Consider the following 23,610-nt stretch of genomic DNA (forward strand, 5'->3'; position numbering starts at 1 on the left):
CCCAGGGCGAACAACTTGGCCACCATTTTTCTTCACCGCCGCTGTCGCAAGCAAAATTTCAGTAGACTGCGGGCATACCTGCCGGGCGGTGTTTGAAGCGCCTGTGGACCCAGTAGTACTGGTCGGGAAGGCGCAGGATTTGCCTTTCAAGAAACGCGTTCATCGTGCATGCGTCAAGCGCTTCGCTGTCCGTGGGAAAGTTTTCGAGCGAATCGAAGATCGTCAGCTTATAGCCGCGAAATGCGGGCAATACCTCGGTCACAAAGGGCACGACGCGTGCACCGCCCAACCTGGCGAGGCGTGACACGGAAGTGAGCGTGCAGGCCGGCACACCGAAGAGCGGCGCGAACACCGAACCCGTTGTTCCGTGGTCCATGTCCGCCGCCAGCATCACGGGAACGCCTGAGCGCAGCAGCCGGACAACTTGTTTCGCACTTGCGCTGCGCTCAATCATATCTGCTCCGAACCGTCCCCGTTGACGCCGTGCGAGCTCGCAGACACGCGTGTTCGACATGCGCGTGTAGAGCGCGGCGCCAAGCGCATTGCCGGCTCGTGCAACTAGCGCGTACGGCAGAACCGACAGTAGCCGCAGCAAACCGAGCAGCAGCCAATAACCGAGACTTTTCATGCTTACACCTGTTGTCAGTGGATACATTGATGACCACGCAGTTCGAGGTGCAACTGGACCAGCCACGCAAATGGGCAGTCATCGGCAATCGATGCTACAAGATCGTGCTTCCCGATCAGTTGAACCTTATGCGCGAGCCTCGCTGCGTCGAACGCTTGCCGCGCACGCCAGCGCAGCGCCAGCATGATCACGGCGCCGAGCAGAAAAATGCTGCCCTGGTAAGGCAATGTAGGCGCGCCGTCGTCGAGCAGGCCGAGCAGCGATGCGAGACTGACGCACGGGACGATCGCGATAACTGTCGAAACCGAAAAGAGCACGAGGTTGGCGCGCAGTGCGGTCGCAGTACTGGCTTTCATGGACACGCTCCCACAGTCGGATGAACTCGGCCTTCATACTGGACGCGCATGGCTTACCAGACACTTAACGGTGAGCTGCGCAGACTGTCGTCATGCGTCGGCCATGCCGCTATTGACGTGAGGGATCTGGGTAGTCCGGCAACTTGTCGGAGTCGGCGGATCTCGTCGAGAGCATGTGGCGCCTCTGCAGGTAGAGGTCGCGAGTGAACGAATAGGGATCGATCGCGGCCTGTGAAAGCAGGTCCGAGGCGCTTAGAAGATCGGCGCGTTTGCTGACAATACGAGTGCCGGTCACCGACACCTGAACGGCAACTGGTGCGGCCGCGAACGGGTTGAGCAGAACGCCTGCCGCGACGTCGCTGACATCCCGCACGCTGCTCGGGCCGAACAACGGCATCACCAGATATGGGCCAATCGGTACGCCATAGTGCGCAAGCGTCAGGCCGAAATCCTGATGGTGCTTGGGCAAGCCCGCAGGCGTCGCCCAGTCGATCAGGCCGCCAATCCCCAAGGTGGAGTTGAACGCAAAGCGCACTACATCCTCGCTCGCGTCTGTCGCTTTCAGTTGCAGCAGGTCATTGGCAAAGTTGCCGATATCGCCGAGATTGGAAAAGAAATTCCGGACTGCCGTCTGTACTGGCGTCGGCGTCACCTTCTGGTAGGCGGTTGCTACTGGTTTGACCGCGTATCTGTCGACCTTGTCGTTGAACGAGTAGATGGTTCGGTTCATCGGTTCAAGCGGGTCGCCTGCGGTGCGCCCGGGCCCCGTAGCGCATCCCGATGAAAGAAGCACCGTGGTGGCGAGCGCCAGAGTATTCAGATCGCGCCTTTTCATCGGGAGACTCCCGGTACAAAAATGACAAAAGAGGTACTAGCCATGCAGCGCTGCGGCCGTGGCGAAGGACAGTCGATGCGATGGTGCGACCGGAACACTTACCGGCCACTTACTGGCCGCCTGGCGATTACATTGCGGTCCCTTACCGCTAGCACCGCACGAATCGTTCCGATCGAAGCAGACGGCTTCCGGATCAGTGAGTCTTGAGGCCGCGCGCACGCACTGTGCACGCGACACTACTCGGTCGGTCTGTACAACAGGATTTCACATCCGGGTGTCGTGTCCTTGAAACGGATCGACATGCCGTGCATGCCCGCCACCGCCAGCACAAGGCTCAGGCCGAGCCCGCTGCCGGGCGTGTGACGGCTCGCTTCACCGCGATAAAAGCGCCGTAGCACCGCTTGCTGTTCGGCGGGCGCGATACCTGGCCCGTCGTCCGAAACGGTGATGCCTGCGCCGGTTTTGTCGCGGAACACCGTGATCCGCACATGGCCGCCGTGCGGTGCGAACTTGATGGCGTTTTCCACCAGATTCGCCAGTGCCTCGAATAGCAGGTTCGGATCGCCCTGGATCTCAAGCGGCCCCGATACCGTTCGCTGCAATTCGAAGGCGATTTGCTTGTCTTCGGCAGTCGGATCGTAGAATTCGAAGACGTCGTCGGCGACGGCAGCCAGATCGACCGTTGCGAAACCTGCACGGCGCACGCCGCTTTCGATTTCCGAAATGCGCAGCAGCGCGTTGAAGGTGCGCAGCAGCCCGCTGGTCTCGATGATGGTTTCATCGATCGCCGCGCGATACTCCGCATCGGTTTTGGCGCGCCGCTGCGCACGTTCGAGTCCGCCGAGCATCCGGGTGAGCGGTGTGCGCAGATCGTGCGCGATCGCATCGCACACACCCTTGACTTCGTTCATGAGCCGTTCGATTTCGTCGAGCATGCCGTTCACGACGCCTACCAACCGATCCACGTCGTCCCGTTTCGAAGACATCGGCAAACGCCTGCTGAGATTGCCGGCGACGATTTCTTCGATCGAGGCAGTCACCGCGTCGAGCCGCCGCATGGCCGAAATGCCGATCAGACCCGCTCCGACCAGGCCGATCACGAGTGTGATCATGGCGGTGGAAAGCAGCGCGTGCAGCAGTTCTTCGTCGAAGTGGTCGAGTTCGCGCGTGTTCTGGCATTGCAATGCGATGCGGCTATCCGGTACGCGCGCGGCAATGCATCGGCCGGGCGGGTGGCCGGGCAGCTTCGCGAGCCGCATGGAAAACGGTTGGTCGAACACGGGGATAGCCGGTTGATCGCCCGCGTAACCGCCGGCAAGATGTTTTCCTGCAGCGTCGAACAGACCGAACGGGCGCTGGTGGCGCGGATCGAACTGATTCTGATGTTCGAATCGCGCCACCAGTTCGTCCGGCTCTTCGCGTGTCAACTGTGCGTGCTCGCGCATCAGCCAGTCGTCGATGCGTTCCTGTTCGAAGCCGGTGATTTCGCGGTACAGGTAGCCGAACAACAGTATCGCGATCACGCCGAACAGCATCAGGAACAGCGTGGCGAGGCGAAAGCCGGTGGTGCGGTGCAGGTCAGTCAGGCGCATGGAGCATGTACCCCGAACCGCGCACAGTATCGATCATCGGAGCCGTCCCGTCCGGGTCGAGCTTCTTTCTCAGGCGGCTGATATGCACGTCGATCACATTGGTCCGCTCGTCGAGCCGGTAATCCCACACCGCCTCGAACAGCATGGTGCGGCTCACCACCTGGCCCTCATGCTGCATCAGGTATTCGAGCAGCCGGTATTCGCGCGGCAAGAGCGACACCGGACGGCCGGCGCAGCTCACTTCGCGCTTGAGCGGGTCGAGACGCAATGGGCCGACCTGATATTCCTGCACACCGGGTGCCGCTTCGCGCCGGCGCATCAGCGCGTCGAGCCGTGCGGTCAGCTCGATGAATTCGAACGGCTTGGTCAGATAGTCGTCGCCGCCGGCGCGCAAGCCGCGCACGCGTTCGTCGACCGCGGACAGGGCGCTCAGAATCAATACCGGCGTGACCACGCCGGCGCTGCGCAACGCCGCCAGCATGCCGAGCCCTTCGAGGCCACCCGGCAACATGCGATCGAGCACGATGGCGTCATAACTGTTGGCGACCGCGAGCATCAAACCGTCGCGGCCCGTGCTCGCGGCCTGCACCTTGCAGCCGTGATCGGTGAGCGCTTCAACGATCTCCGCGAGGGTTTGCTCGTCGTCCTCGACGACCAATACATTCGACATGCCTTTTTCCAGAAGTGAGCGCGTGTCGAGCCTGCGCGAACCGCGCCGTTTACACTACGCTCGTACCTGCGATGTCCGCAGTATGCCGCGTGAAGCCGCACAGGCGTTTCGCGCCAACATGAAAAAATTTTAATGTAAGTCCTCATTGCCGTGATTAGCGCATGCGAGTCCTTCTGATCGAAGACGATACGCGCGCCAGCCATTTTCTGGCGCGCGGGTTGAGCGAGAGCGGTCTCATTGTCGACGCGGTGGCCGACGGTGCGACCGGGCTCGCGTACGCGCGCGAGGGCATCTACGACGTGATTGTGACTGATCGGCTTTTGCCGGCGCTCGATGGCATCGCCCTCGTGCAGCAATTGCGCGCAGGCGGCGATACCACGCCGGTGCTGATGCTGTCAGCGGTCGGCGGGCTGAACGAGCGCGTGGAGGGCATCCGCGCCGGTTGCGACGACTATCTTGTGAAGCCGTATGCCTTCGTCGAAGTGCTGGCGAGAATCGAGGCGCTTGCACGGCGCGCGGATCGCAGCAGGATGAGCGAGAGGCTCGAATGCGCGGATCTGATGCTCGACACGCGGGCGCGAACCGCGACGCGCAGCGGCCGCGATCTACGCCTGCAGCACCGCGAATTCCTGTTGCTCGAATGTCTGGCGCGACGCGAAGGGCAGGTCGTCACGCGCAGCATGCTGCTCGAGGCAGCGTGGAATTACGATTTCGAACCGCGCGGCAATATCATCGATATGCACATGCATCGCTTGCGGGCGAAGGTGGATCGCGATTTTCCGGTGGCGCTGATTCATACCGTGGTGGGTGCGGGTTATGTGCTGAACCCGGCACCTTAGCAGGTGCTTTGCGGCGACATGGATACGCGCTCCGACGGCGTGTTGCGGCGCATTAAATTTTTTTCATTATTGGGCGAAAGCGCCGACAGGACACGCTGACTACTCTGGCGACATTCCCATGTTGCCGGAGTGTTCTCCAATGTCAGGGCTGTCCCGTCCGGCGCCGTTTTCGCGCGTCGTCAGTCCTCGTGCGCCTCATCGGGCCCTGCGTGCTGCCGCATGTGCCGCATGCGCACTCGGCGTCGCGGTTCTGGCCGGGTGCTCGCTCGTGCCGGCCTATCAGCGGCCGGGTGCGCCGCTCGCGCAGCGCTTCGACGGCGCGGCGAATGCTTCGCTCGCCGATACCGTTCCCGTCAGGAGCGGCTGGTGGCGCGAATATCACGACCCCGCGCTCGATGCGCTGGTCGATCGCAGTCTGCGCAACAACTTCACGCTGGCGTCCGCGATTGCGAGCGTCGAACAGGCGCGCGGCAACGCCGAGAAAGCCGGCGCGCCGCAGTATCCGTCGCTCTCGCTCGGCGCCACCTTCGACCGCGCTCACCAGGGGCGTGGCTCGACCACCAAAACCCAAAGCCTGTTCGCCGAAGCCAGTTACGAGGTCGACTTCTGGGGCTTTAACGCCGCTAACGCCAGCGCAGCGGACCTGCTCGCGCGCGCATCCGAGTTCGATCGCGATACAGTGGCGTTGACGCTGACCGCATCGGTGGCGGACACGTATTTCCAGGTGCAGAGCCTGCGCCGCCGTCTGGCGATCGCACGGTCCATTTCCGACGATGCCGCGCACATTCTGCAACTGTTGCTCGCGCAACAGGAGGCGGGCGTCGCAACCGAGCTGCAGGTCCAGCAGCAGCGCAATGCGCTCGCCACCTTCCAGGCGGCGGTCCCGGCGCTGCAACAGCAACTGGACACCAACATCCATGCGCTCGCCGTGCTGGTGGGCACCGCGCCTGAGCAGTTCACGGTCAACGACACCGCGCTCGCCGGAATCGCCATTCCCCAGCCGCGTCCGAATCTGCCGGCCAGCCTGCTGGAAACGCGCCCCGATATCCGCTCGAAGGAAGCGCAGTTGCAGTCGGCTAATGAGAGCGTCGGCGCGGCACGCGCGGCCTTTCTGCCGAACATCGTGCTGACCGCCGACGGCGGGCTCAGCAGCAAGTCCCTTTCGCATTTTCTGTCGAGTCCGTTTGCGAGCCTCGCCACGTCGCTGGCCGCGCCGCTCTTCGACGGCGGCGCGCTGCACGGTCAGTTGCACGCAAGCCAGGCCACCGAAGCCAAGGGCGTCGCCGATTACCGGCAGGCCGTGGTGACTGCGCTGCAGGACGTCGAGGATTCGCTCTCGGCGGCGCAACAGCAGCAGCTCGCGGAAACCGCCGACCAGACCGCCGCTGACGCTGCCCGCAAAGCCGCCACGCTCGCGCAAGCCCAATACAAGCTCGGCACCGTCGACTTTCTGACCGTACTCGACGCCCAACGCACGCTCTATCAAGCCGAAGACACACTGGTGCAGGCGCGGCTCGCGCGCCTCCAAGCGTCGGTGAGCCTGTTTCGCGCGTTCGGCGGTGGCTTCGGTGTCACCGATAGCGGCACCGCTTCCACTCCTACGCCTTCCCGCTCATGAACCCTGCTGATATTCCGAATCACGAGGCGCCCCGGGCGCGCCGTCGCGCGCCGCTCGTGGTGGCGTGCGTTGTCCTTGCCTTGATTCTTGTCGCGTGGTTATGGCCGAAGCATCCGGCCGTGAAGCCCGTGGCTGCGGTGCCGGTCAACGCGGGTCATCCGGTGATCAGCGATTTTCCGATTCGCGTGGCCGCAGTGGGTACGGTCCTCGCACTCAATACTGTGGACGTCAAAGTGCGTGTGGACGGCCAGTTGCAGCGCGTGGCTTTCACTGAAGGGCAGGATGTGAAGGCAGGGCAGTTGCTCGCGCAACTCGACCAGGGACCGCTCACTGCGCAATTGCATCAGGCGGAAGCGGCGCAACGCAAGGACCAGGCCTCGCTTGATAATGCGAGGCTCGATCTCGCGCGTTACTCGAAGCTCGTCGGCATTGGCGCGGCGACCACCCAGGCCGTGGACACCGCGAAGGCGCAAGTCGAAGCGCTCGCCGCCACGGTCGCAGCAGATGCAGCGCTGGTGCAGAGCGATCGCCTGCAACTGAGCTTCACCACGCTCTTCGCGCCGTTCACAGGCCGCGTCGGCGCGCGCGAAGCCGACATCGGCGCGATCGTGCATCCCACCGACACGACCGGTATCGTCACCGTCACGCAAATGGAGCCGATTACCGTGCTGTTCTCCGTGCCGCAAGACGTGCTCCCCGACCTGCTAGCGAATCAGGCGGCCGCGCCGTTGGCGGTGAACGTGACCACGCGTTCCGGCAGCACCGCGCTCGCCGACGGCACGCTCGTGTTCATCGATAGTACGGTCGACCCCACCACCGGTCAGATCAAACTCAAGGCCTCCTTCACCAACAGGGATCGCAAGCTGTGGCCGGGCGAGCTGGTGAATGCGCGCGTGCTGTTGCGTACCGATACGCAGCGGGTCGCCGTGCCGAGCCGCGCGGTGGTGAACACGCAGAACGGCACGCAGTTATACGTGATCAACGCGAATGGCACGGCGCAGATGCGTCCGGTGAAAATCGGCGTGACGGTCGACGGAATGACGGAAATTCGCAGCGGTGTCGCGCCCGCGGATCTCGTTGTATTCGATGGACAAAGCCGCTTGAACCCAGGCGTGCGTGTGGCGGCCACCACGGTGCCGACAGTAGCCCAGGCACCGGCCAACGCAAACTCCGCGGGCAGTCAGGCTAACCAGGACAATCCGTCATGAGCCTGATGGAACTGTTCATCAAACGGCGTATTGCGACCAGTTTTCTTGCCATCGCGGTGCTGCTGGCGGGTGCGGTGGCGTACTTCATGCTGCCGGTCGCGCCCTTGCCACAAGTCGATTTCCCGACCATCCAGGTCGTGGCGAAGTTGCCGGGTGCGAGCGCCGAGACCATGGCGACTTCGGTAGCGACGCCACTCGAACGACAACTCTCGCTGATCGCGGGCATCACGCAGATGACGTCGTCGAGCTCGCTGGGCACGACCAACATCGCGGTGCAATTCGACTTGTCGCGCGATATCAACGGCGCGGCGCAGGACGTGCAGACGGCGATCAACGCGGCCGGCGGCACCTTGCCGAAGAATCTGCCGAATCCGCCGACCTACGAAAAGGTCAACCCGGCCGACTTCACCTTGCTGTCACTCGCGCTGACGTCGCCTTCGCTCACGCTCACGCAACTCGACAGCTACGCCGAAGACTATCTGGCGCAGCAGATCTCGCAGTTGCCCGGCGTGGGTCTCGTCGATTTTCACGGCGAGCAGCGGCCTGCCGTGCGTATTCAGCTCGATCCCGACAAGCTCACCGCACGCGGCCTCACGCTGGAAGACGTGCGCTCGATCGTCGGCTTGCAGACCGTGAATGCGCCGAAGGGCAGCCTGAACGGCCCGGATCGCTCGGTGATTTTCAACGCCACTGACCAGATCACGACCGCCTCGGCGTATCGCGATCTGGTGGTCGCATACAAGAACGGCGCGCCGATTCGCGTATCCGATCTCGGCACCGTTCTGAACGCCGCAGAAGACAACCAACAGGCCGCGTGGCTTCAGCACGAACGCGCGATCATCCTCGATATTCACAAGCAGCCTGGCTACAACGTCGTGCAGACGATTGCCAACATCAAGGCGAAGCTGCCTGCGCTGGAAGCGACGCTGCCCGCCGCCGCGCATCTGCATGTCGTGGGCGATCGCACGCAAACCATCAATGCGTCGGTGCACGACGTGCAGTTCACGCTGATGCTGACGGTCGCGCTCGTCGTGATGGTCATCTTCTCGTTTCTGCGCAACGTGTGGGCGACGATCATTCCGAGCCTGACGATTCCTTTGTCGCTGGTCGCTACGTTCGGCGTGATGTATCTGCTCGGCTATAGCCTCGACAATCTGTCGCTGATGGGGTTGACCATCGCGGTGGGTTTCGTGGTGGACGATGCGATCGTCGTGATCGAAAACGTAATGCGGCATGTCGAGGAAGGCGTGCCGCGCATGAAAGCCGCGCTGCTCGGCGTGATGGAAGTGCGCTTCACCATTATCTCGATGACGATCTCGCTGATCGCGGTGTTCATTCCGATCCTGTTGATGGGCGGCATTGTCGGACGCCTGTTCCGCGAATTCGCGGTTACAGTGAGCGCGGCGATCCTGATGTCGGCGCTGGTCTCGCTGACCGTCACGCCGATGCTATGCGGCTGGCTGATCCGCTCGCCTGAGCCGGATGACACAGGGCGGATGCGCAAGCTTGAAGCCTGGCTCGAACGAGGCTTTGTCGCGGTGGAGCGGCGTTACGAGCGAGGTCTCGATTGGGTGTTGAATTGGCCGAAACTGATGCTTGGCGTGACGATCGCGACGATCGTCGCGACTATCGCGCTGTTCGTCGTGATCCCGAAGGGCTTCTTCCCGCAGGAAGACAGTGGTTTGATCATGGGTGTCGCGCAGGCTGCACCGGATATTTCCCCGCGCGCGATGTCTTTGAAAATGCAGCAACTGGGCAATATCATCGAAGCCGATCCAGCCGTCGATAACGTCTACTACTGGATGGGTGCGAATCCCACCGTGAGCCAGGGCCGCGTGATGATCAACCTGAAAGCGTTCGGTCAGCGCAAGGACAGCGCCGCGCAGGTGCTCAATCGCCTGAAACCGCAACTGGCGAAGGTGATGGGCATTTCCTTGTCGATGCAGGTCCGCCAGGATATTCAGGTGGGCGGCCGTATCAGCGCCGCGCAGTATCAGTACACGCTTCAGGACCCCGATATCAATGAACTTAATCATTGGGCGGGCGTACTAACCGATAAGCTGTCGAAGCTCCCGCAACTCGCCGACGTCACTTCGGATCAGCAAGCGGCAGCCACCAGCGCCACGCTCGTGATCGACCGCAGCACGGCTTCGCGTTTCGGCATTACTGCTCAAGCCATCGACGACACGCTATACGACGCGTTCGGTCAACGGCAGATCGCGACGCTGTTCACACAGTTGAACCAGTACCACGTTGTCGAAGAAGTCGATCCGGGCTTCCAGTTGACCACCGATGCGCTCGCGCACCTCTATGTTCGTTCGCCGCTGACGAACGAACTGGTGCCGCTCAACACGCTGGCGAAAATCGAAAACAACGTGTCGCCGATTTCGGTGAATCACCAGGGGCTGTTCCCGGCTGTGACGATCTCGTTCAATCTGGCGTCGGGGCAATCGCTCGGTAACGCAGTGACGGCAATTCACCAGGCCGAAGTCGCCGCAGGCAAACCCGACAGTTTGACGGGTTCGTTCCAGGGCACGGCGCAGGCGTTTCAGGCGTCGCTCGCGAGCGAACCGTATCTGATCGCCGCGGCGCTGGTGGTGGTGTATCTGATCCTCGGCATCCTGTACGAAAGCGCGATTCATCCGCTCACCATTATTTCGACGCTGCCCTCGGCGGGTGTGGGCGCGTTGCTGGCGCTGATGCTGTGCGGCCAGGATCTCTCGATCATGGGGATGATCGGCATCATTCTGCTGATCGGTATTGTGAAGAAAAACGCCATCATGATGATCGATTTCGCGCTTGTGGCCGAGCGTGAGCAAGGCTTATCGCCGCGCGAGGCGATCCGTCAGGCGTGCGTACTGCGCTTCCGGCCGATCATGATGACGACGCTCGCCGCGCTGTTTGGCGCCCTGCCGCTCGCGCTCGGCCACGGCGCGGGGGCGGAATTGCGTGTCCCGCTGGGTATCGCGATTGTCGGCGGCCTGATCGTTTCGCAGATGCTGACGCTTTTCACGACGCCGGTGGTGCATCTGTGGTTCGATCGTCTGTCCCATTGGCTGGCGAAACGGCGCGCGAAAGGCGGCATGCTCGAGCGTGAACCGGTAGGTTGAGCGCCGACTGCGCGCAACGCGGTGCATAGCGGCCGGTGCTTGACTGCCGGCGCGCTCACCCTGCTCAGCGTGTCGTCTCGGCACGCATTCCAATTCTGCGGGACCGCCGCCGATCCGGCGCGGCGGTCCTTACCCTCCGGCTGAACTTCCTGAGTGCGTTAGTGCACTTTGGCTGCGGCCTCCTTGGCGAGCAGGCGTTGCGCCTGTTGATCGCCCTTTCCTGCTTCCTGCGCGGTTTGAACCGACGTCTCGCTTGCTTCGGCCAACAAAGCACGTGCGGCGCTGCTGATGTTGACCGTATACGACGACGCTGACGAAGCGGACGACGCGGGCGTGCTGGTGCTCGACCCCGTAGCCGAAGAGGCGCTCGTGCCCGATGCCGGGGCGCTCGACGCTGAACTCGAGGTAGACGCGGCGGATGAAGCCGCTGCTTGTACGGCGCTTTGACCGATTGCCTGAATGGACATCCCAATCTCCCGATAGAGAAAATACGTGTGTACTGCGTTCTGTCTATCGGCCTCGATTCGGAGTGCTTGAGCAGTATATTTTTTCAAACTTTCCATCTTCTTAAGGATCTCTTAAGGAGAGGTAAAAATGCCAAACGGTTCTCGCCCGCATTCGGCACAGACTGGCAGCAAGAACACTAATAGCGACGAACTTTGCAGACGCCTGGAGGCATACCAGTCGGCGTAGTTTTACGCGCCGTCACCGTTCAGTCATGCGCGCATGTTTCCATATATTTCGTTTCATTACCGGGTGCCTGGCATATGCCGGTGCCTCTGCCTTTCCCGATCGCATACCTGTTTTCGGAGACGAACATGCCCAGCATTCGATCTGCTTACGCAGTAAGCCGCATTTTTAGTTGCACCGCACTAGCGTTCACCGCCTTCAGTTTCGCGGCTGGCGGCGCCAACGCGCAAACAGCGGCGAAGCCGTTAGTCACTCCCGGTTTTAGCATAACCGTGTTCGCGGCGGGTTCCGGCGGGTTGATGACCGCACCGGATTCACTGGCCGTGCTCGATGGTCACGTTTGGGTCGGCTATGCAAATAACGGCGCACCAGATGGCTCGAACGGCGCGATGAGCGTGATTGTTGAATACGCGCAAGACGACAGTGTCGTGAAGACTTATCAAGTCGCGGGACACAACGATGGCCTGAAGATCAATCCGTATACTCGCGAGATCTGGGCGATGCAGAATGAGGATGCGAATCCAAACCTCGTCATCATTAATCCCTCGACCGGCCAGGCATCCAAACCGTATTCCTTTGGCAAGACGCTGCACGGCGGCGGTTACGATGACATCGTGTTCAAGGACGGCCAGGCCTACTTCAGCGCGTCCAATCCCACCCTTAACAGTAGCGGCAAGAATATGGGGCCCGCGATTGTCCGCGTTGTGCACCTCGATGCGAGCACCTACACAATCGACGTCACTCCGGTAATGCGCGGCACATTGGACGCCAGCAACATTCCGTTTGGCACGGTGGCGAACCTGACCCTGACCGATCCGGATTCAATGACGCTGACGCCGTCGGGTGATGTACTGCTCGATGATCAGGGAGATGGTCAGCTTGTCTTGTTGCGCTCGTCGGGCGACGAACCGCGAGTGCAATATCTGCCGCTTCTCGGCAACGTGCAGGTGGACGACACGGTATTCGCCACTGCGCGACGGGGCTACCTGCTGGTGTCCGATACGAAGGCGAACGTGGTGTACAAGATTAGTGCCAATGTCTGGCAGCGCGACGCGGCGTTCTCCGCATCAACGGGCGTGGCCGCTACGAGTAGCACGCCGGCGGTGCCGGCTTATGTCGGCCAACTTGATCTGCGTAGCGGAGCACTCCTTCCTCTGGTGACCAATTTGGTAAGTCCGCACGGCATGGCCTTTGTATCGACAGACGACCAGCAGTAACGGCCGCGCGTTGATTGCAGGTTGACGTGGTCGCCGTAAGCAATTCTGCGGCGATTGCGTTGGCCGAACGCGCGATTGTCCCCTGGAGGGGACGCGGTCATGGAGGTAGCGCCATCCGCTTGCCGACCGTATCTCTTCCTCAAGCGATTCCCAGTGCCTGCAATATGGGTAGATGTATTTCAGCAAAGCGATTCGCTTTCGCAATCAGATCGTCGCGGGTGTTCAGCGGGCTAACGGAAACTCCTTCCGTGGCGTGAGCCCGCGTGGGGTTCCTGTGCAAAGCAGCTTCGGCGAATTCGGCCCACTGTGTGGGTTCCCTTAAATGACGTCGCCTTGCCAACAGGAAGAGCTGTGGCACACGGGGAATCAAAACACCCGATCCGGACACGGGACTGACCAGAAATTGTACGTCCCCATGCTGGAGCGCCTGCTCGCAAATGGCGGCGTTCAGCCTGTCCGACGACGGACGAGCCAGATTAATGTGCGCCTCGTCCTGTACATTCAGCAACACGCCGGCCCCCACTAACAATGTCACGGCCTTGACGATGAGGGGGAGTGTAATCCCACGTCCGCGGACGCTGTTTTCGATATCGGAGAGACGTGCGGGGTGATGGCTGGTAAGCGCGTCGAGAATCGGACCATATGAGCTTTCCGGTAGCGTCGCTTCTCCCAGCGCTCCGCGCACCTTCAGCAAGACCGCAGCCCTCGGCAGCGCCAGCATGACGCGATGCGCGCGCAGCGCCGTCTGCTGCACCTCCTCACCGAGCGTCCGGCTCCCTTTGACCCAGTAATCTCGCCGCATCGACCGGTTGATACAAAAGTCTCGTACGGTCTCCCGTAAAGCGGTATCTCGAATGCCCACCAACAAGGCGCGTTGAGCTGGGTTGAGATTGATCTCGTCGACGTGATCGCGATAGTCCGCAGAACAGCCATAGGTCAAACCGCTCGCGGCAAGCGATGATGTGACCTGCGAGAAAGTCATGGGCTGCCAGTCACGATTGAAATATTCATGCGCGAGGTAGTGCGTGTTCTCGTTGCACAATGCGTCGACACGTTCAGCCAGCTGCGGGTTGACCACTGCGTAGCCGGGTTGCGTCGCAACCACGGTCTTTACGAAGTCTAACGCCGCTGCAATGTGCGTCTGGACTTGCGTTTCGGCGGGCACGCCGCCGTGGGCATTCAACCTCGCGCTCGCCTGGAAATGACAGTTCATCAATTCGCGCACGGGCAACATCGTGGCCCACCCGGGCTGGGTGTTATAGCTCATATACACGACGCCGCCGTCATTGAGTTTGCGTCGTATGAAATCGGCAATGAGCGCACGGTTTTCGTCGGAAATCCAGCTCCAGATACCGTGCATGCCAATGAAATCAAATTTCGGCAATTCGTCTCGCCTACAAAATTCTGCGAAGCTTTCAGCGAACAAGCTTGCCTGCGATCCGGCGCATTGTGTCAATTGCCGTGCAAAGCTCGCATGAGACGGGTTGAAGTCAGTACCGAACCATCTTGTAGCTGACCCGGCTGCGTGGATATTCACGCTGACGCCGTGGCCGAATCCCAGTTCGCAGGCGGTACGCAGGGCCGGAGGGGCGAATCCCGACTGTAGCAACGGAAGTCTAAGGCGCAGCGGATCCAGTTCGTCGCAATAGCCGTACGTGTACGCAATACCATCAATGCTGCCTGCTTCCCACTCACTCACGTTCTAGCTCTCGTTTTCTTGAAGGATCGCCGTGCTGGAACGGCGACTTCCCAACCCACTTTCAGCGGAGGCCGGGTGATACGGTCAACGTCACCGGGCGCGGATCGCCTCGCCGTCGGGTCGACGTGATGCGAAGCCTCTCATAGCGCGGACCTCTTTGTCTATCCACAGTCCGACGCCAGACATTCCTGCGTGGTTTCCCGCTCTGATAGCAAGTCCCTCAGGTTCTCATAAGGTAACGTCCCTTACATTCATTCGCCGACGGCGATGCCGCCCAACTGCTGGTCGGCTGATCCGGGATGAGGTTCGAGTCTTTGGTCATTCGACACACCTCGTTATCCAATCGACATTCGTCCTTCGACATGAATAGCTCCGACTCCCAGCCCCAATCCGATGTGTGGTCCGATTGGCTGTTACATATCCGGCACGGAGATGATCCAGGGCACGAACGAGCCCTCCATGTCGAACTCAAACACCATGTGGACCGCGTTCTGGCCGGCGCGAGGCTTACCCCTGGCATGACGCTCGCCGACATCGGTACCGGCGATGGGCTGATCGGTTTAAGCGCGATCGACCGCATAGGCCCATCGCTGCGCGTGCTTATGACGGATATTTCGGCACCTCTGCTTCGTCACACTGAAGCACTCGCAGTTCAGCGGAACATCCAGGATCAGTGCGTCTTCATCCAATGCTCCGCCGAATCGCTCGATGGCATTGAGGCTGGCACTGTCGATGCAGTCACGACACGGGCCGTTCTCGCGTATGTCCCGGACAAGATGGCCGCCCTGCGGGAATTTCATCGGATTCTCAGGCCCGGTGGCCGGCTGTCGATCGCCGAACCGATTATGCGCGACGATGCAATCGAGGCAAGCTCGCTGCGGAAAATCGTTGAAGGTCTGCCCGAGAAAGCAGGGGACAACTTCTTCCACCTGCTGCATCGCTGGAAATCCGCTCAGTTTCCCGATACTGACGAAAAAATTTCTGCGAATCCGATTGCCAACTACGGCGAACGCGATCTGGTCCGCTTCGCTTTAGATGCGGGGTTCGCGGATATTCATATGGAGTTTCACATTGATGTACGTCCCGCCGCGGTCACCTCCTGGGACGTGCTGCTTGGCAGCTCGCCGCACCCTTGGGCTCCGCGGCTCGGCGACATTCTCGCGACGCAGTTCACAGTGGACGAACGACTATTCTTCGAACAGATCCTCCGCCCGCAAGTTGAAGGTCGCCGGTTGGTCACGGCCGAGCGCACCGCTTACCTTACCGCGCTAAAGTCTCTTCGGTGACGCACATAGCCGCTTCGATCACATGCGGTCCCCGTACCAAGTTGTATTCCGCTCGATTTCCGGAAATTCTGTAAACCCTTGAGTCGACGATGTTAAGCGGCGACGTGACCTTCGCGCGTGTCATCTCTCTGTTCCATCTCCATCACCACGATTCACAGACCATTGCTGAACTGGCCGAGGCAACTGGCCTGAGTCATGCTGCGGCCAGTCGTATGGTCGACGGACTGTATCGGGAAGGCCTGGTGGATCGTCGGGAGGCGGCCGAGGATCGCAGGCAGAAGTGTGTTGAATTGACACCTGCTGGCTTGAAAAAAATCGAGGCCATGCGCCAGGTAACAACCGAGGCCTATGCCGAGATGATGGCGCAAGTGCCAAAGGAACTACGTATCAGGCTCGACGAGATCCTGATGGAGCTCGAGCCGTACGTGATCCCTTCTGAACCAGAGCGGGGAGGCCGTCCGCGTAAACCCCGGTCGCGTCGCCAAAGCTGAGAAGGACGCGGCAACAATCGAATCGGCGGCAACGCTGGCCCGTTAGACCGCAGACACATAACGATTCACGAAGCGGCAGGGACCAGCCGCTTCAAGGCTTTTCGAATAGGCGCGCTGCCATTACCATCCAGCGTGCGGGCGAGCCACCGCGTCTCGCGCACTTTACTGCGACCGAAATTCAGGTACACAATCAGCACGGATATTGCAGTTCGCAGTCTCCAGTCCTTTTGATTATTCGTGCCCTCAAGGTGCTCACCCGGGTCACAATCCGTGCCCACTCATTTGGAATCTCTCCATGAGCGATAAATCGTCGGGCGGAGTTGGAGAATTGGTGTCAGGCGGCAGCCGCCACCACCAGATTTTTCCAACGCTGAATGAAAGACAGTTTGCACTATTGGAGAGGTACGGTGAGCGACGCAGGCTGAACACGGGCGATGTGCTGTTCTCCGAAGGCGACCGGCACATTCCCATGTTCGCCATCGTCTCAGGGACTATCGAGGCGACGAGAGGCTCAGGAGACGGTCTCCATGTGCTGGGCAGGCACGGTCCAGGCAGCTTCACAGGTGAGGTCGGAACGCTTGCCGGCCGCGCCGCGGTGGCCACGGCGCGCGCCACTAGTGATTGCGAAGTGATCGTTATCGACGAGGAATCGCTGCGCGCGCTCGTCATCGCGGAAGCTGAATTAAGCGAAACGATCATGCGCGCGTTCATCCTGCGCCGGGTCGCTTTTATTCAGGACCAGAGCGGGGGTATTCTGGTCATTGGCAGTTCGGCGTCCGCGGCCACGTTCCGTCTTCGGCATTTTCTGAGCCGCAACGGTCAGCCATCGGCCTACTTCGATATCGTCGAGCATCAGGAAGCGCAGGCGCTTCTCGAACGCAATGGCGCGACAGAAGCTGATATACCAGTGGTCATCACGCTACAAGGTCACGTTCTGAAGTGCCCGACCCACCGCGCCGTGGCCGATGCAATCGGTCTCAGTCCCGACAAGCTGAATGGCGAGCGGTTCGATGTGGTCGTGGTGGGCGCCGGACCGGCAGGTCTTGCGGCCGCGGTATACGCGGCCTCCGAAGGCTTGAAGGTCGCGGTCCTCGACACCAAGGCGCCGGGTGGCCAGGCGGGCACCAGTTCAAAGATAGAAAATTACTTCGGGTTCCCAACGGGCATCTCGGGTCAAGCGCTTGCCGGCCGCGGCCTGTCGCAATGCCGCAAGTTCGGTGCCGAGGTCGGCGTACCCATTGAAGCGCTCGGCATCGATTGCCAGGACGCACCGCCTTTTCACATTCGGCTCAATTACGACGAGCACGTATATGCCAGCGCCGTCGTCATTGCTACTGGCGCGCGTTATCGGAAACCGCCGCTGGACCGCCTGGAGAATTTCGAGGGGCGCGGCGTTTACTACAGCGCAACGTTCATGGAAGCCGCGTTTTGTGCCAACGAAGAATTGATTATCGTTGGTGGCGGAAATTCAGCCGGCCAGGCAGCGGTTTTTCTCGCGGGATTTGCGCGGCATGTTCACATCGTGATTCGCGGTGACGGACTCAATGCGAGCATGTCGAATTATCTGATCCGACGGATCGATGCGGCGTCCAACATTACCGTTCATCAGCGGACCCAAGTCGTGGAGCTGTACGGCGAGGAGCGGCTTGAATCGGTCAAATGGGACCGGCAAGGGGAGATCGAACAGAAACCGATCCGGCACGTCTTCCTGTTTCTCGGTGCGCAGCCCAGTACCGGCTGGCTCGGCGATTGTGTTGCGCTGGACAAGAACGGCTTCGTGCTCACCGGCACCGATGCACTTAAGGCGTGTCCGCCGGATCGTCCGCCTCGATTTCTGGAGACGAGCCGGCAAGGCATCTTTGCAGTTGGTGACGTTCGCAGTGGTTCGGTGAAGAGGGTCGCGGCTGCTGTCGGAGAGGGCGCCGCTGTCCTTCAGTCGCTGCATGAATATTTGGCTCTGTATGAGTGAAGTCTGACTGCGAGTGTCAACAAAATAGCGGCGTTGGGACGCATGCCGTGCTTGCCAGCGAGATCCGTGTCGTCAGGTATGACATGCTACGATTCCTCGAAGATCACGATGGAGGTAGCTATGTGGGACAAGATCGAACACAGCGGATATGAAGTCTGGGTCCTTCCGATCCTTGCATACGGTCCACCGGCCCCAACCACCTTGTGGCACTACTCGGCGTACATCTGTCGCCACGGTTCCGATGCCCACCTCGCCGGACAGAGCATTCGCTTCCAGGAACTTGTCGCCACGTTCGGCAGCGAAGAAGCGGCCCGCGAGGCTGGGTATGTAGAAGGAAAGCGGCGTGTCGACCTGATGGTCGAAGGCGGCTCGGTTGTCAGCAACGGCTGATCACTGCTCTAGTTGTTCAAAATGCAACTCTGGATTCAACCATGCGCACGATGCGCTGATCTCTACGGGCAGTCGGCTACTGCGGCTCCGCATGACGACCTGACGCCTAACGGCGTCGGCACCGTGAAGGATACGCGAGCAGAAGAGCACTACACGTGCGTGCGGTGCGGCGCCGTGTTTGCACGCATTCTCGCAGGTGCGCACACGCGACAGATCTGGCTGCTCCTGAACGCGGGGCAGCACTGATTATCTTGCGCCAGAGGATCGGCTTGCGGATAGTATCCTTCATACGAGGATTCCTCGAAGATACCGACGGAGGCCGCTATGTGGACCTGTCGAAACTGCAATGTCTCGTTCGACTTCGATCGCGTCGAGCCGGAACTGGATGAACAAGGATTCTTTTTCCTCTGTCCCGCCTGTGACTACCGCAACAAGCTGGTGGATACAGGTCCAGACGCGACCGGGCGCCCGAAGCTTGTCCAGAGCGACGACGGGGTCTCGCGTCAAGATCAGTCTGACTGAAGACAACGCTGCCGAGCACCTTCCGCGGGGAAATGCGCTCGAGGCGCGCCGCGTCGCCGTCGCAGACGATCCGGCGAGGAAATTGGCTGGTGAACCAGAAAAAGAAGCAGCGCATAATAGTGAAATTCCTTTGGCAGAATGATGGAGGCAGATATGGCCACGTTTGCTATAGACGCCATTCGCATCAATCCGACGAACGACAGGATTACCCATGTGCGTTGGGCTCCCGTCGACCCGGCGACGCGTGATTGGTTGTCCCCCACGTCGATTGTCGAGGTGGCCGAAGTCGTGGCCACGATCCGTCGGGGGAATGCTGTTTGGTCCCTTTTTACGCTCGGCGGCATACGGTTTCTGGGGCCAAAAATCGTGTCTGTCGCTCACACCGACGGCCATGACGGGATTGACACTGATGTCCCCGGCGAGCACGTCGAAAAATGTATTGACGACCTGCCGCACGTTTGACCGCGCACACTCGGTCAGGCGGACCTTGGCGTAGCGGTGCTGTCGCTGCGCACGGTCACGGTGTCCTCGAAAATCATTCGCAAAGACCGTAAATTGACGTGCAAGGCGGCGCGCCTTCCTGCTTGCCCTCGTGGCGAAACATATCGAACTGGCGGCCGCCGCGGCCCGGATAATTGCGCCGTTGCGAAGAACGTTGCCATGTTTAATGTAAATTGGTCGTTCTTGAGAGCGCCTTTCAGCGAGACACCATGAAAAACGGAAAACCAAAACTAACGCGTCGTGATGCAGACGGTCTTTTCCCCGACCTGCAGCAAAGCGGCGCCCGTCTCGTTAGCCGGCCTGATAACCCGTTTGGAGAAGAAGTATCCAGAACAACCGATCGACGTGATCGTGGCGAGGCAAAGCTTTGGAAAGATAACCTCGTTACCTTGCCTGCAGCGATCGAGTTGCCTCCGGGGTATGAGTCGGTGTCGCACGTGCGCGATGCGATGGAGCGGGCCTGGCGTATGAAATGGGTCCGGGAAAGTGGCAATGAGGTCGTCGCGGAATTTCCTGAAGGCTGGGCGGCCATTCGGCCGGCCAGCGGCGCAGTGGAGTTAAAGGACGCAACCGGCGTGGTCCGGGCCGTGTACGGCTGGGCAGGGGATGCTGAAGTGAGACTCCTGCCACGGTATCGGGTCGAAACGCAGGAGAACAGTTCGAGCGGTCTTGGCAGTTTGCTTGTCCGTGATCGCGAGAACGGACAGATTCTCGAGAGGTCGTCGACATGGTCTGCAAAGACCGGGACCAACCACCCCGATTGGACCCGACTGTCGGCGTGGCTCGACAAGCAGTATCCGCTTCACCGGGATCCGCTGCGGTTGTGGACGGACTGCGAAGACAATCGCGGTTGAATTCGGCTCAACGAAAATCCGCGTCCCGCTGTCTCCGCCGCGAGGCATGCAACTCCCGTGCCGTCGCCATTCGCAAAGAACACCATCATGCAACACCTGAAATACCTGACAGGCTACCCAGCCGGGCTACAGGAAAAAGTCAAAAAACTGATAGCCGACGAACAACTAGGCCCTTACCTCGCGAAGCGGTACCCCGACACGCACAAAGTGCAAACAGACCGGGCCCTGTATGAGTACTGCGCGGAGCTCAAACGCGAACACCTTCGCAACGGCGCGCAAATCGACAAAGTCACTTACGATAGCAAGCTCGACGTTGTGCGCCACGCACTCGGCCTGCATACGAGCATCTCGCGTGTGCAGGGCGGCAAACTGAAGGCAAAAAAAGAAATCCGCATCGCCTCACTATTCAGGGACGCCGCGCCGGAATTCCTGAAAATGATCGTCGTGCACGAACTCGCTCACTTGAAAGAAAGCGACCACAACAAGGCGTTCTACCGCCTCTGCGAGTTCATGCAACCGGGCTACCACCAGATTGAATTCGATCTGCGCTTGTATCTTACGCACCGCGATCTGAAGAAGGCTCAGACCTGAGCCTTAAGCCTCGAGCTTCGGGATTCACTGATGATCAGAATCCCGCGAAACTCGCAAACGATGGCAACGGTCAGCGGTCAAGCGGCAACCGCTTCGGCTGCTTCAACCGTCTCAACCGCCGACGCCGTCAACAACACCGGAATCGACTTCGAAGTCGGCGTCCCCGCGCCATCGGCAACCGAAGAGAGCGGCACCAGCGGATTCGTCTCCGGATAGTAAGCGCCAAGACACCCACGCGGAATGTCGTATTCCACCAGCAGGAACCCGGCCGCGTGACGCTCGATCCCATCGGCCCACACGCTCTTGATATCCACACGCTGGCCCGCAACGAAACCCAGCATCGCGAGATCGTCCTTGTTGGCGAACAGCACGCGCCGCTGCCCATATACGCCGCGATAACGGTCGTCGAGGCCGTAAATCGTCGTGTTGTACTGGTCGTGTGAACGCGTCGTCATCAGGGTCATCAGACGCTCGCCATGCTCGGCGCGCGCCTGGTGAATCGGCGTGTCGACGTCAATCGCATGCACGAGGAACTGCGCCTTGCCGCTTGGCGTCTTCCAGATCCGCTCGCGCGACGCCACACCCAGGTGAAAACCGCCCGGGTTCTTGAGGCGCTCGTTGTAGTTCTGGAAGCCGTCGATCACCTGCGCAATGCCGTCGCGAATCAACGCGTAGTCTGCTGCCTGCGCGAGCCAATCGATCTTGCTGCTGCCGAGCGTGGCGTGCGCCATGCGCGCGACGATTGCAATCTCCGACAACAGATTCTCCGAGGCCGGCTTGTTCATGCCGTACGAGATGTGCACCATGCTCATCGAATCCTCGACGCTCACGCCTTGCGCCACACCATTCTGCAGATCGATTTCGGTGCGTCCGAGCGTCGGCAGAATCAGCGCGTCGCGGCCATGTATGAGGTGGCTGCGGTTCAGTTTGGTCGTGATGTGGACGGTCAGTTCGCACGAGCGCATCGCTTCCCATGTGCGCGGCGTGTCCGGCGTCGCGATCGAGAAGTTGCCACCGAGGCCGATAAACACCTTCACCTTGCCGTCGAGCATCGCCTGGATCGTGTTGACGACGTCGAGACCATGCTCACGCGGCGGTTCGAAATCGTAGACTTCGCCGAGCCGATCGAGAAACGCCTGAGTCGGCCGTTCTTCGATGCCGACCGTGCGGTCGCCCTGCACATTCGAGTGTCCGCGCACCGGGCACAAGCCCGCGCCGCGGCGGCCGATATTGCCGCGCATCATCATCAGGTTCGAGAGGATCTGCACCGTCGGCACGGAGTTCTTGTGCTGCGTGAGGCCCATGCCCCACGTCGAAATCACCGCGCGGCCCTTCACGTAGATGTCGGCGAGCTTCAGCACGTCTTCGAACGGCACGCCGGATTCGGCGACGATCGTGTCCCAGCTTTCGGCACGCAAATCGTCGGCGAACGCATCGAAGCCGACCGTGTGTTCGGCGATGAACGCGACGTCGAGCACGCGTTCGAGACCTGAGGCCAACGCTTCGTCGTCGAGTTCGATCACGCGTTTGGCAACGCCCTTGATCAAGGCGAAATCGCCGCCCACCTTCGGCCGGATGAACACGGAGCTGATCTTCGTGCTGCCCATCGTGATCATTTCCACCGGATGCTGCGGGCTCGCAAAGCGCTCGAGGCCTCGTTCCTTCAGCGGATTGATCGACACGATGGTCGCGCCGCGCTTCGCGCATTCACGCAGTTCGCCGAGCATGCGCGGATGGTTGGTCGCCGGATTCTGGCCGAAGATCAGCAGCGTATCGGCGTGTTCGAAGTCGTCGAGCGTGACTGTGCCTTTGCCGATGCCGACCGTGTGCGGCAAGCCGCGGCTGGTGGCTTCGTGGCACATGTTCGAGCAATCGGGGAAATTGTTGGTGCCGTACATGCGCACGAACAACTGGTACAGGAAGGCGGCTTCGTTGCTGGCGCGCCCCGACGTGTAGAAGGCGGCGCTGTCCGGATCGTCGAGGCGTTTCAGGTGGTCGGCAATGAGGTCGAATGCTTCGTCCCAGCCGATCGGCACGTAACGGTCGCGCACGGCGTCATAGACGAGCGGGTCGGTCAGACGTCCGTGCTGTTCCAACTCGAAATCCGACTGCGCCATCAGTTCTTCAACCGTATGTTCCTCGAAGAACGCCGGCGTCACGCGCTTGCTGGTCGCCTCGGCCGCCACAGCCTTGACGCCGTTTTCGCAGAACTCGAAGGTCGACGCATGCTCGCGGTCCGGCCACGCGCAACCCGGGCAGTCGAAGCCGTCCGGCTGATTCTGCTTGAGCAGCATGCGGTAGTCGCCGCCCGTCACCTTTTCCTTGAGGAGGTTGATGGCGACGTATTTGAGCGCGCCCCAGCCAGCGGCGGGGTGGGTATACGGTTCGATGCGAGCTTCAGGTTTCTTCATGATCTTGCCGCCGGAGGTGGCTTGGACGAGGCTTTATGCCGATGCATGAAAGCCTACTGTGTTCCAAAAACGGCGCAGCATACAGAAAATCGGAAAGGAGAGGGGTACAGTTGCGGGAAATTTGTCATAGACT

21 protein-coding genes are annotated in these 23,610 nt (G+C 60.7%); 14 read left to right on the forward strand and 7 right to left on the reverse strand.

What is annotated here, in order from left to right; all coding sequences use genetic code 11:
* Nucleotides 1–58 precede the first annotated feature (58 nt).
* The 5 genes from M0D64_RS07920 to M0D64_RS07940 all read right to left on the reverse strand — a co-directional run bounded on the left by M0D64_RS07920 (nt 59) and on the right by M0D64_RS07940 (nt 4,081).
* Nucleotides 59–628 (reverse strand): hypothetical protein, encoded by a 570-nt coding sequence (locus M0D64_RS07920; RefSeq protein WP_266257252.1) that lies wholly within the window; start codon nt 626–628, stop codon nt 59–61.
* 14 nt (nt 629–642) lie between these two features.
* A complete protein-coding gene (locus tag M0D64_RS07925; protein ID WP_266257253.1) occupies nt 643–984 on the reverse strand; it encodes a hypothetical protein in 342 nt (113 codons plus the stop codon).
* Between the two features lie 109 nt (nt 985–1,093).
* Nucleotides 1,094–1,819 (reverse strand): VacJ family lipoprotein, encoded by a 726-nt coding sequence (locus M0D64_RS07930; RefSeq protein ID WP_308101904.1) that lies wholly within the window; start codon nt 1,817–1,819, stop codon nt 1,094–1,096.
* A gap of 236 nt (nt 1,820–2,055) precedes the next feature.
* On the reverse strand, nt 2,056–3,411 hold the full coding sequence (locus M0D64_RS07935; RefSeq protein ID WP_266257255.1) for a HAMP domain-containing sensor histidine kinase: 1,356 nt from the start codon (nt 3,409–3,411) through the stop codon (nt 2,056–2,058).
* Nucleotides 3,398–4,081: a response regulator transcription factor gene (locus M0D64_RS07940; protein WP_093633662.1), complete on the reverse strand. Its 684-nt coding sequence runs from the start codon at nt 4,079–4,081 to the stop codon at nt 3,398–3,400. Before M0D64_RS07940 ends, M0D64_RS07935 begins: the two co-directional genes overlap by 14 nt.
* Before the next feature lie 161 nt (nt 4,082–4,242).
* On the opposite strand from M0D64_RS07940, the gene M0D64_RS07945 reads away from it, so the two are divergent.
* The 6 genes from M0D64_RS07945 to M0D64_RS07970 all read left to right on the forward strand — a co-directional run bounded on the left by M0D64_RS07945 (nt 4,243) and on the right by M0D64_RS07970 (nt 12,763).
* A complete protein-coding gene (locus M0D64_RS07945; RefSeq protein WP_266257256.1) occupies nt 4,243–4,920 on the forward strand; it encodes a response regulator transcription factor in 678 nt (225 codons plus the stop codon).
* A 139-nt stretch (nt 4,921–5,059) separates the two neighbouring features.
* The gene (locus M0D64_RS07950) at nt 5,060–6,538 is read left to right on the forward strand and encodes an efflux transporter outer membrane subunit (protein WP_266257257.1); all 1,479 of its coding nucleotides are present in this window, start codon (nt 5,060–5,062) and stop codon (nt 6,536–6,538) included.
* The gene (locus tag M0D64_RS07955) at nt 6,535–7,746 is read left to right on the forward strand and encodes an efflux RND transporter periplasmic adaptor subunit (RefSeq protein ID WP_266257258.1); all 1,212 of its coding nucleotides are present in this window, start codon (nt 6,535–6,537) and stop codon (nt 7,744–7,746) included. The genes M0D64_RS07950 and M0D64_RS07955 overlap by 4 nt, the downstream gene beginning before the upstream one ends.
* Complete coding sequence (locus M0D64_RS07960; protein WP_266257259.1) at nt 7,743–10,856, forward strand: efflux RND transporter permease subunit; 3,114 nt, start codon at nt 7,743–7,745, stop codon at nt 10,854–10,856. The genes M0D64_RS07955 and M0D64_RS07960 overlap by 4 nt, the downstream gene beginning before the upstream one ends.
* Nucleotides 10,857–11,144: 288 nt before the next feature.
* Complete coding sequence (locus tag M0D64_RS07965) at nt 11,145–11,303, forward strand: hypothetical protein (RefSeq protein WP_266257260.1); 159 nt, start codon at nt 11,145–11,147, stop codon at nt 11,301–11,303.
* A 371-nt stretch (nt 11,304–11,674) separates the two neighbouring features.
* On the forward strand, nt 11,675–12,763 hold the full coding sequence (locus M0D64_RS07970) for a hypothetical protein (protein WP_266257261.1): 1,089 nt from the start codon (nt 11,675–11,677) through the stop codon (nt 12,761–12,763).
* Nucleotides 12,764–12,902: 139 nt separating this feature from the next.
* Here the strand turns inward: M0D64_RS07970 and M0D64_RS07975 are convergent, their stop codons facing one another.
* Nucleotides 12,903–14,462: a class I SAM-dependent methyltransferase gene (locus tag M0D64_RS07975; protein WP_266257262.1), complete on the reverse strand. Its 1,560-nt coding sequence runs from the start codon at nt 14,460–14,462 to the stop codon at nt 12,903–12,905.
* 362 nt (nt 14,463–14,824) lie between these two features.
* Here M0D64_RS07975 and M0D64_RS07980 point away from each other — a divergent pair, with 362 nt between their 5' ends.
* The 8 genes from M0D64_RS07980 to M0D64_RS08015 all read left to right on the forward strand — a co-directional run bounded on the left by M0D64_RS07980 (nt 14,825) and on the right by M0D64_RS08015 (nt 21,066).
* Nucleotides 14,825–15,748 (forward strand): class I SAM-dependent methyltransferase, encoded by a 924-nt coding sequence (locus M0D64_RS07980; RefSeq protein WP_266257263.1) that lies wholly within the window; start codon nt 14,825–14,827, stop codon nt 15,746–15,748.
* Between the two features lie 89 nt (nt 15,749–15,837).
* Nucleotides 15,838–16,239 carry a MarR family winged helix-turn-helix transcriptional regulator gene (locus M0D64_RS07985; RefSeq protein ID WP_266257264.1) on the forward strand — a complete coding sequence of 134 codons (402 nt, stop codon included), beginning with the start codon at nt 15,838–15,840 and terminating at the stop codon, nt 16,237–16,239.
* Between the two features lie 295 nt (nt 16,240–16,534).
* A complete protein-coding gene (locus M0D64_RS07990) occupies nt 16,535–18,208 on the forward strand; it encodes an FAD-dependent oxidoreductase (RefSeq protein ID WP_171925441.1) in 1,674 nt (557 codons plus the stop codon).
* A 120-nt stretch (nt 18,209–18,328) separates the two neighbouring features.
* Nucleotides 18,329–18,598, forward strand: coding sequence for a hypothetical protein (locus tag M0D64_RS07995; RefSeq protein ID WP_171925442.1), 270 nt, complete (start codon nt 18,329–18,331; stop codon nt 18,596–18,598).
* Between the two features lie 346 nt (nt 18,599–18,944).
* On the forward strand, nt 18,945–19,262 hold the full coding sequence (locus M0D64_RS08000) for a hypothetical protein (RefSeq protein ID WP_266257265.1): 318 nt from the start codon (nt 18,945–18,947) through the stop codon (nt 19,260–19,262).
* Nucleotides 19,263–19,273: 11 nt separating this feature from the next.
* Complete coding sequence (locus tag M0D64_RS08005) at nt 19,274–19,582, forward strand: hypothetical protein (RefSeq protein ID WP_154562664.1); 309 nt, start codon at nt 19,274–19,276, stop codon at nt 19,580–19,582.
* Nucleotides 19,583–19,830: 248 nt separating this feature from the next.
* Entirely contained in the window at nt 19,831–20,475 is a 645-nt protein-coding gene (locus tag M0D64_RS08010) for a hypothetical protein (protein WP_266257266.1), read from the forward strand.
* A gap of 87 nt (nt 20,476–20,562) precedes the next feature.
* Entirely contained in the window at nt 20,563–21,066 is a 504-nt protein-coding gene (locus tag M0D64_RS08015) for a M48 family metallopeptidase (protein ID WP_266257267.1), read from the forward strand.
* A gap of 77 nt (nt 21,067–21,143) precedes the next feature.
* Here the strand turns inward: M0D64_RS08015 and M0D64_RS08020 are convergent, their stop codons facing one another.
* Nucleotides 21,144–23,477 carry an FdhF/YdeP family oxidoreductase gene (locus M0D64_RS08020; RefSeq protein ID WP_266257268.1) on the reverse strand — a complete coding sequence of 778 codons (2,334 nt, stop codon included), beginning with the start codon at nt 23,475–23,477 and terminating at the stop codon, nt 21,144–21,146.
* Nucleotides 23,478–23,610 lie beyond the last annotated feature (133 nt).

Origin of the sequence: Paraburkholderia sp. WS6 (genome assembly GCF_030464835.1) — a bacterium.
In the GTDB taxonomy this organism is placed as follows: Bacteria; Pseudomonadota; Gammaproteobacteria; order Burkholderiales; family Burkholderiaceae; genus Paraburkholderia; species Paraburkholderia madseniana.

What these genes read in the sequence shown, in the direction of transcription:
- M0D64_RS07920 (WP_266257252.1), bottom strand. Translation starts at nt 628, where the DNA reads ATGAAAAGTCTCGGTTATTGGCTGCTGCTCGGTTTGCTGCGGCTACTG.
- M0D64_RS07925 (WP_266257253.1), bottom strand. Translation starts at nt 984, where the DNA reads ATGAAAGCCAGTACTGCGACCGCACTGCGCGCCAACCTCGTGCTCTTT.
- M0D64_RS07930 (WP_308101904.1), bottom strand. Translation starts at nt 1,819, where the DNA reads ATGAAAAGGCGCGATCTGAATACTCTGGCGCTCGCCACCACGGTGCTT.
- M0D64_RS07935 (WP_266257255.1), bottom strand. Translation starts at nt 3,411, where the DNA reads ATGCGCCTGACTGACCTGCACCGCACCACCGGCTTTCGCCTCGCCACG.
- M0D64_RS07940 (WP_093633662.1), bottom strand. Translation starts at nt 4,081, where the DNA reads ATGTCGAATGTATTGGTCGTCGAGGACGACGAGCAAACCCTCGCGGAG.
- M0D64_RS07945 (WP_266257256.1), top strand. Translation starts at nt 4,243, where the DNA reads ATGCGAGTCCTTCTGATCGAAGACGATACGCGCGCCAGCCATTTTCTG.
- M0D64_RS07950 (WP_266257257.1), top strand. Translation starts at nt 5,060, where the DNA reads ATGTCAGGGCTGTCCCGTCCGGCGCCGTTTTCGCGCGTCGTCAGTCCT.
- M0D64_RS07955 (WP_266257258.1), top strand. Translation starts at nt 6,535, where the DNA reads ATGAACCCTGCTGATATTCCGAATCACGAGGCGCCCCGGGCGCGCCGT.
- M0D64_RS07960 (WP_266257259.1), top strand. Translation starts at nt 7,743, where the DNA reads ATGAGCCTGATGGAACTGTTCATCAAACGGCGTATTGCGACCAGTTTT.
- M0D64_RS07965 (WP_266257260.1), top strand. Translation starts at nt 11,145, where the DNA reads ATGTTGACCGTATACGACGACGCTGACGAAGCGGACGACGCGGGCGTG.
- M0D64_RS07970 (WP_266257261.1), top strand. Translation starts at nt 11,675, where the DNA reads ATGCCCAGCATTCGATCTGCTTACGCAGTAAGCCGCATTTTTAGTTGC.
- M0D64_RS07980 (WP_266257263.1), top strand. Translation starts at nt 14,825, where the DNA reads ATGAATAGCTCCGACTCCCAGCCCCAATCCGATGTGTGGTCCGATTGG.
- M0D64_RS07985 (WP_266257264.1), top strand. Translation starts at nt 15,838, where the DNA reads ATGTTAAGCGGCGACGTGACCTTCGCGCGTGTCATCTCTCTGTTCCAT.
- M0D64_RS07990 (WP_171925441.1), top strand. Translation starts at nt 16,535, where the DNA reads ATGAGCGATAAATCGTCGGGCGGAGTTGGAGAATTGGTGTCAGGCGGC.
- M0D64_RS07995 (WP_171925442.1), top strand. Translation starts at nt 18,329, where the DNA reads ATGTGGGACAAGATCGAACACAGCGGATATGAAGTCTGGGTCCTTCCG.
- M0D64_RS08000 (WP_266257265.1), top strand. Translation starts at nt 18,945, where the DNA reads ATGTCTCGTTCGACTTCGATCGCGTCGAGCCGGAACTGGATGAACAAG.
- M0D64_RS08005 (WP_154562664.1), top strand. Translation starts at nt 19,274, where the DNA reads ATGGCCACGTTTGCTATAGACGCCATTCGCATCAATCCGACGAACGAC.
- M0D64_RS08010 (WP_266257266.1), top strand. Translation starts at nt 19,831, where the DNA reads ATGAAAAACGGAAAACCAAAACTAACGCGTCGTGATGCAGACGGTCTT.
- M0D64_RS08015 (WP_266257267.1), top strand. Translation starts at nt 20,563, where the DNA reads ATGCAACACCTGAAATACCTGACAGGCTACCCAGCCGGGCTACAGGAA.
- M0D64_RS08020 (WP_266257268.1), bottom strand. Translation starts at nt 23,477, where the DNA reads ATGAAGAAACCTGAAGCTCGCATCGAACCGTATACCCACCCCGCCGCT.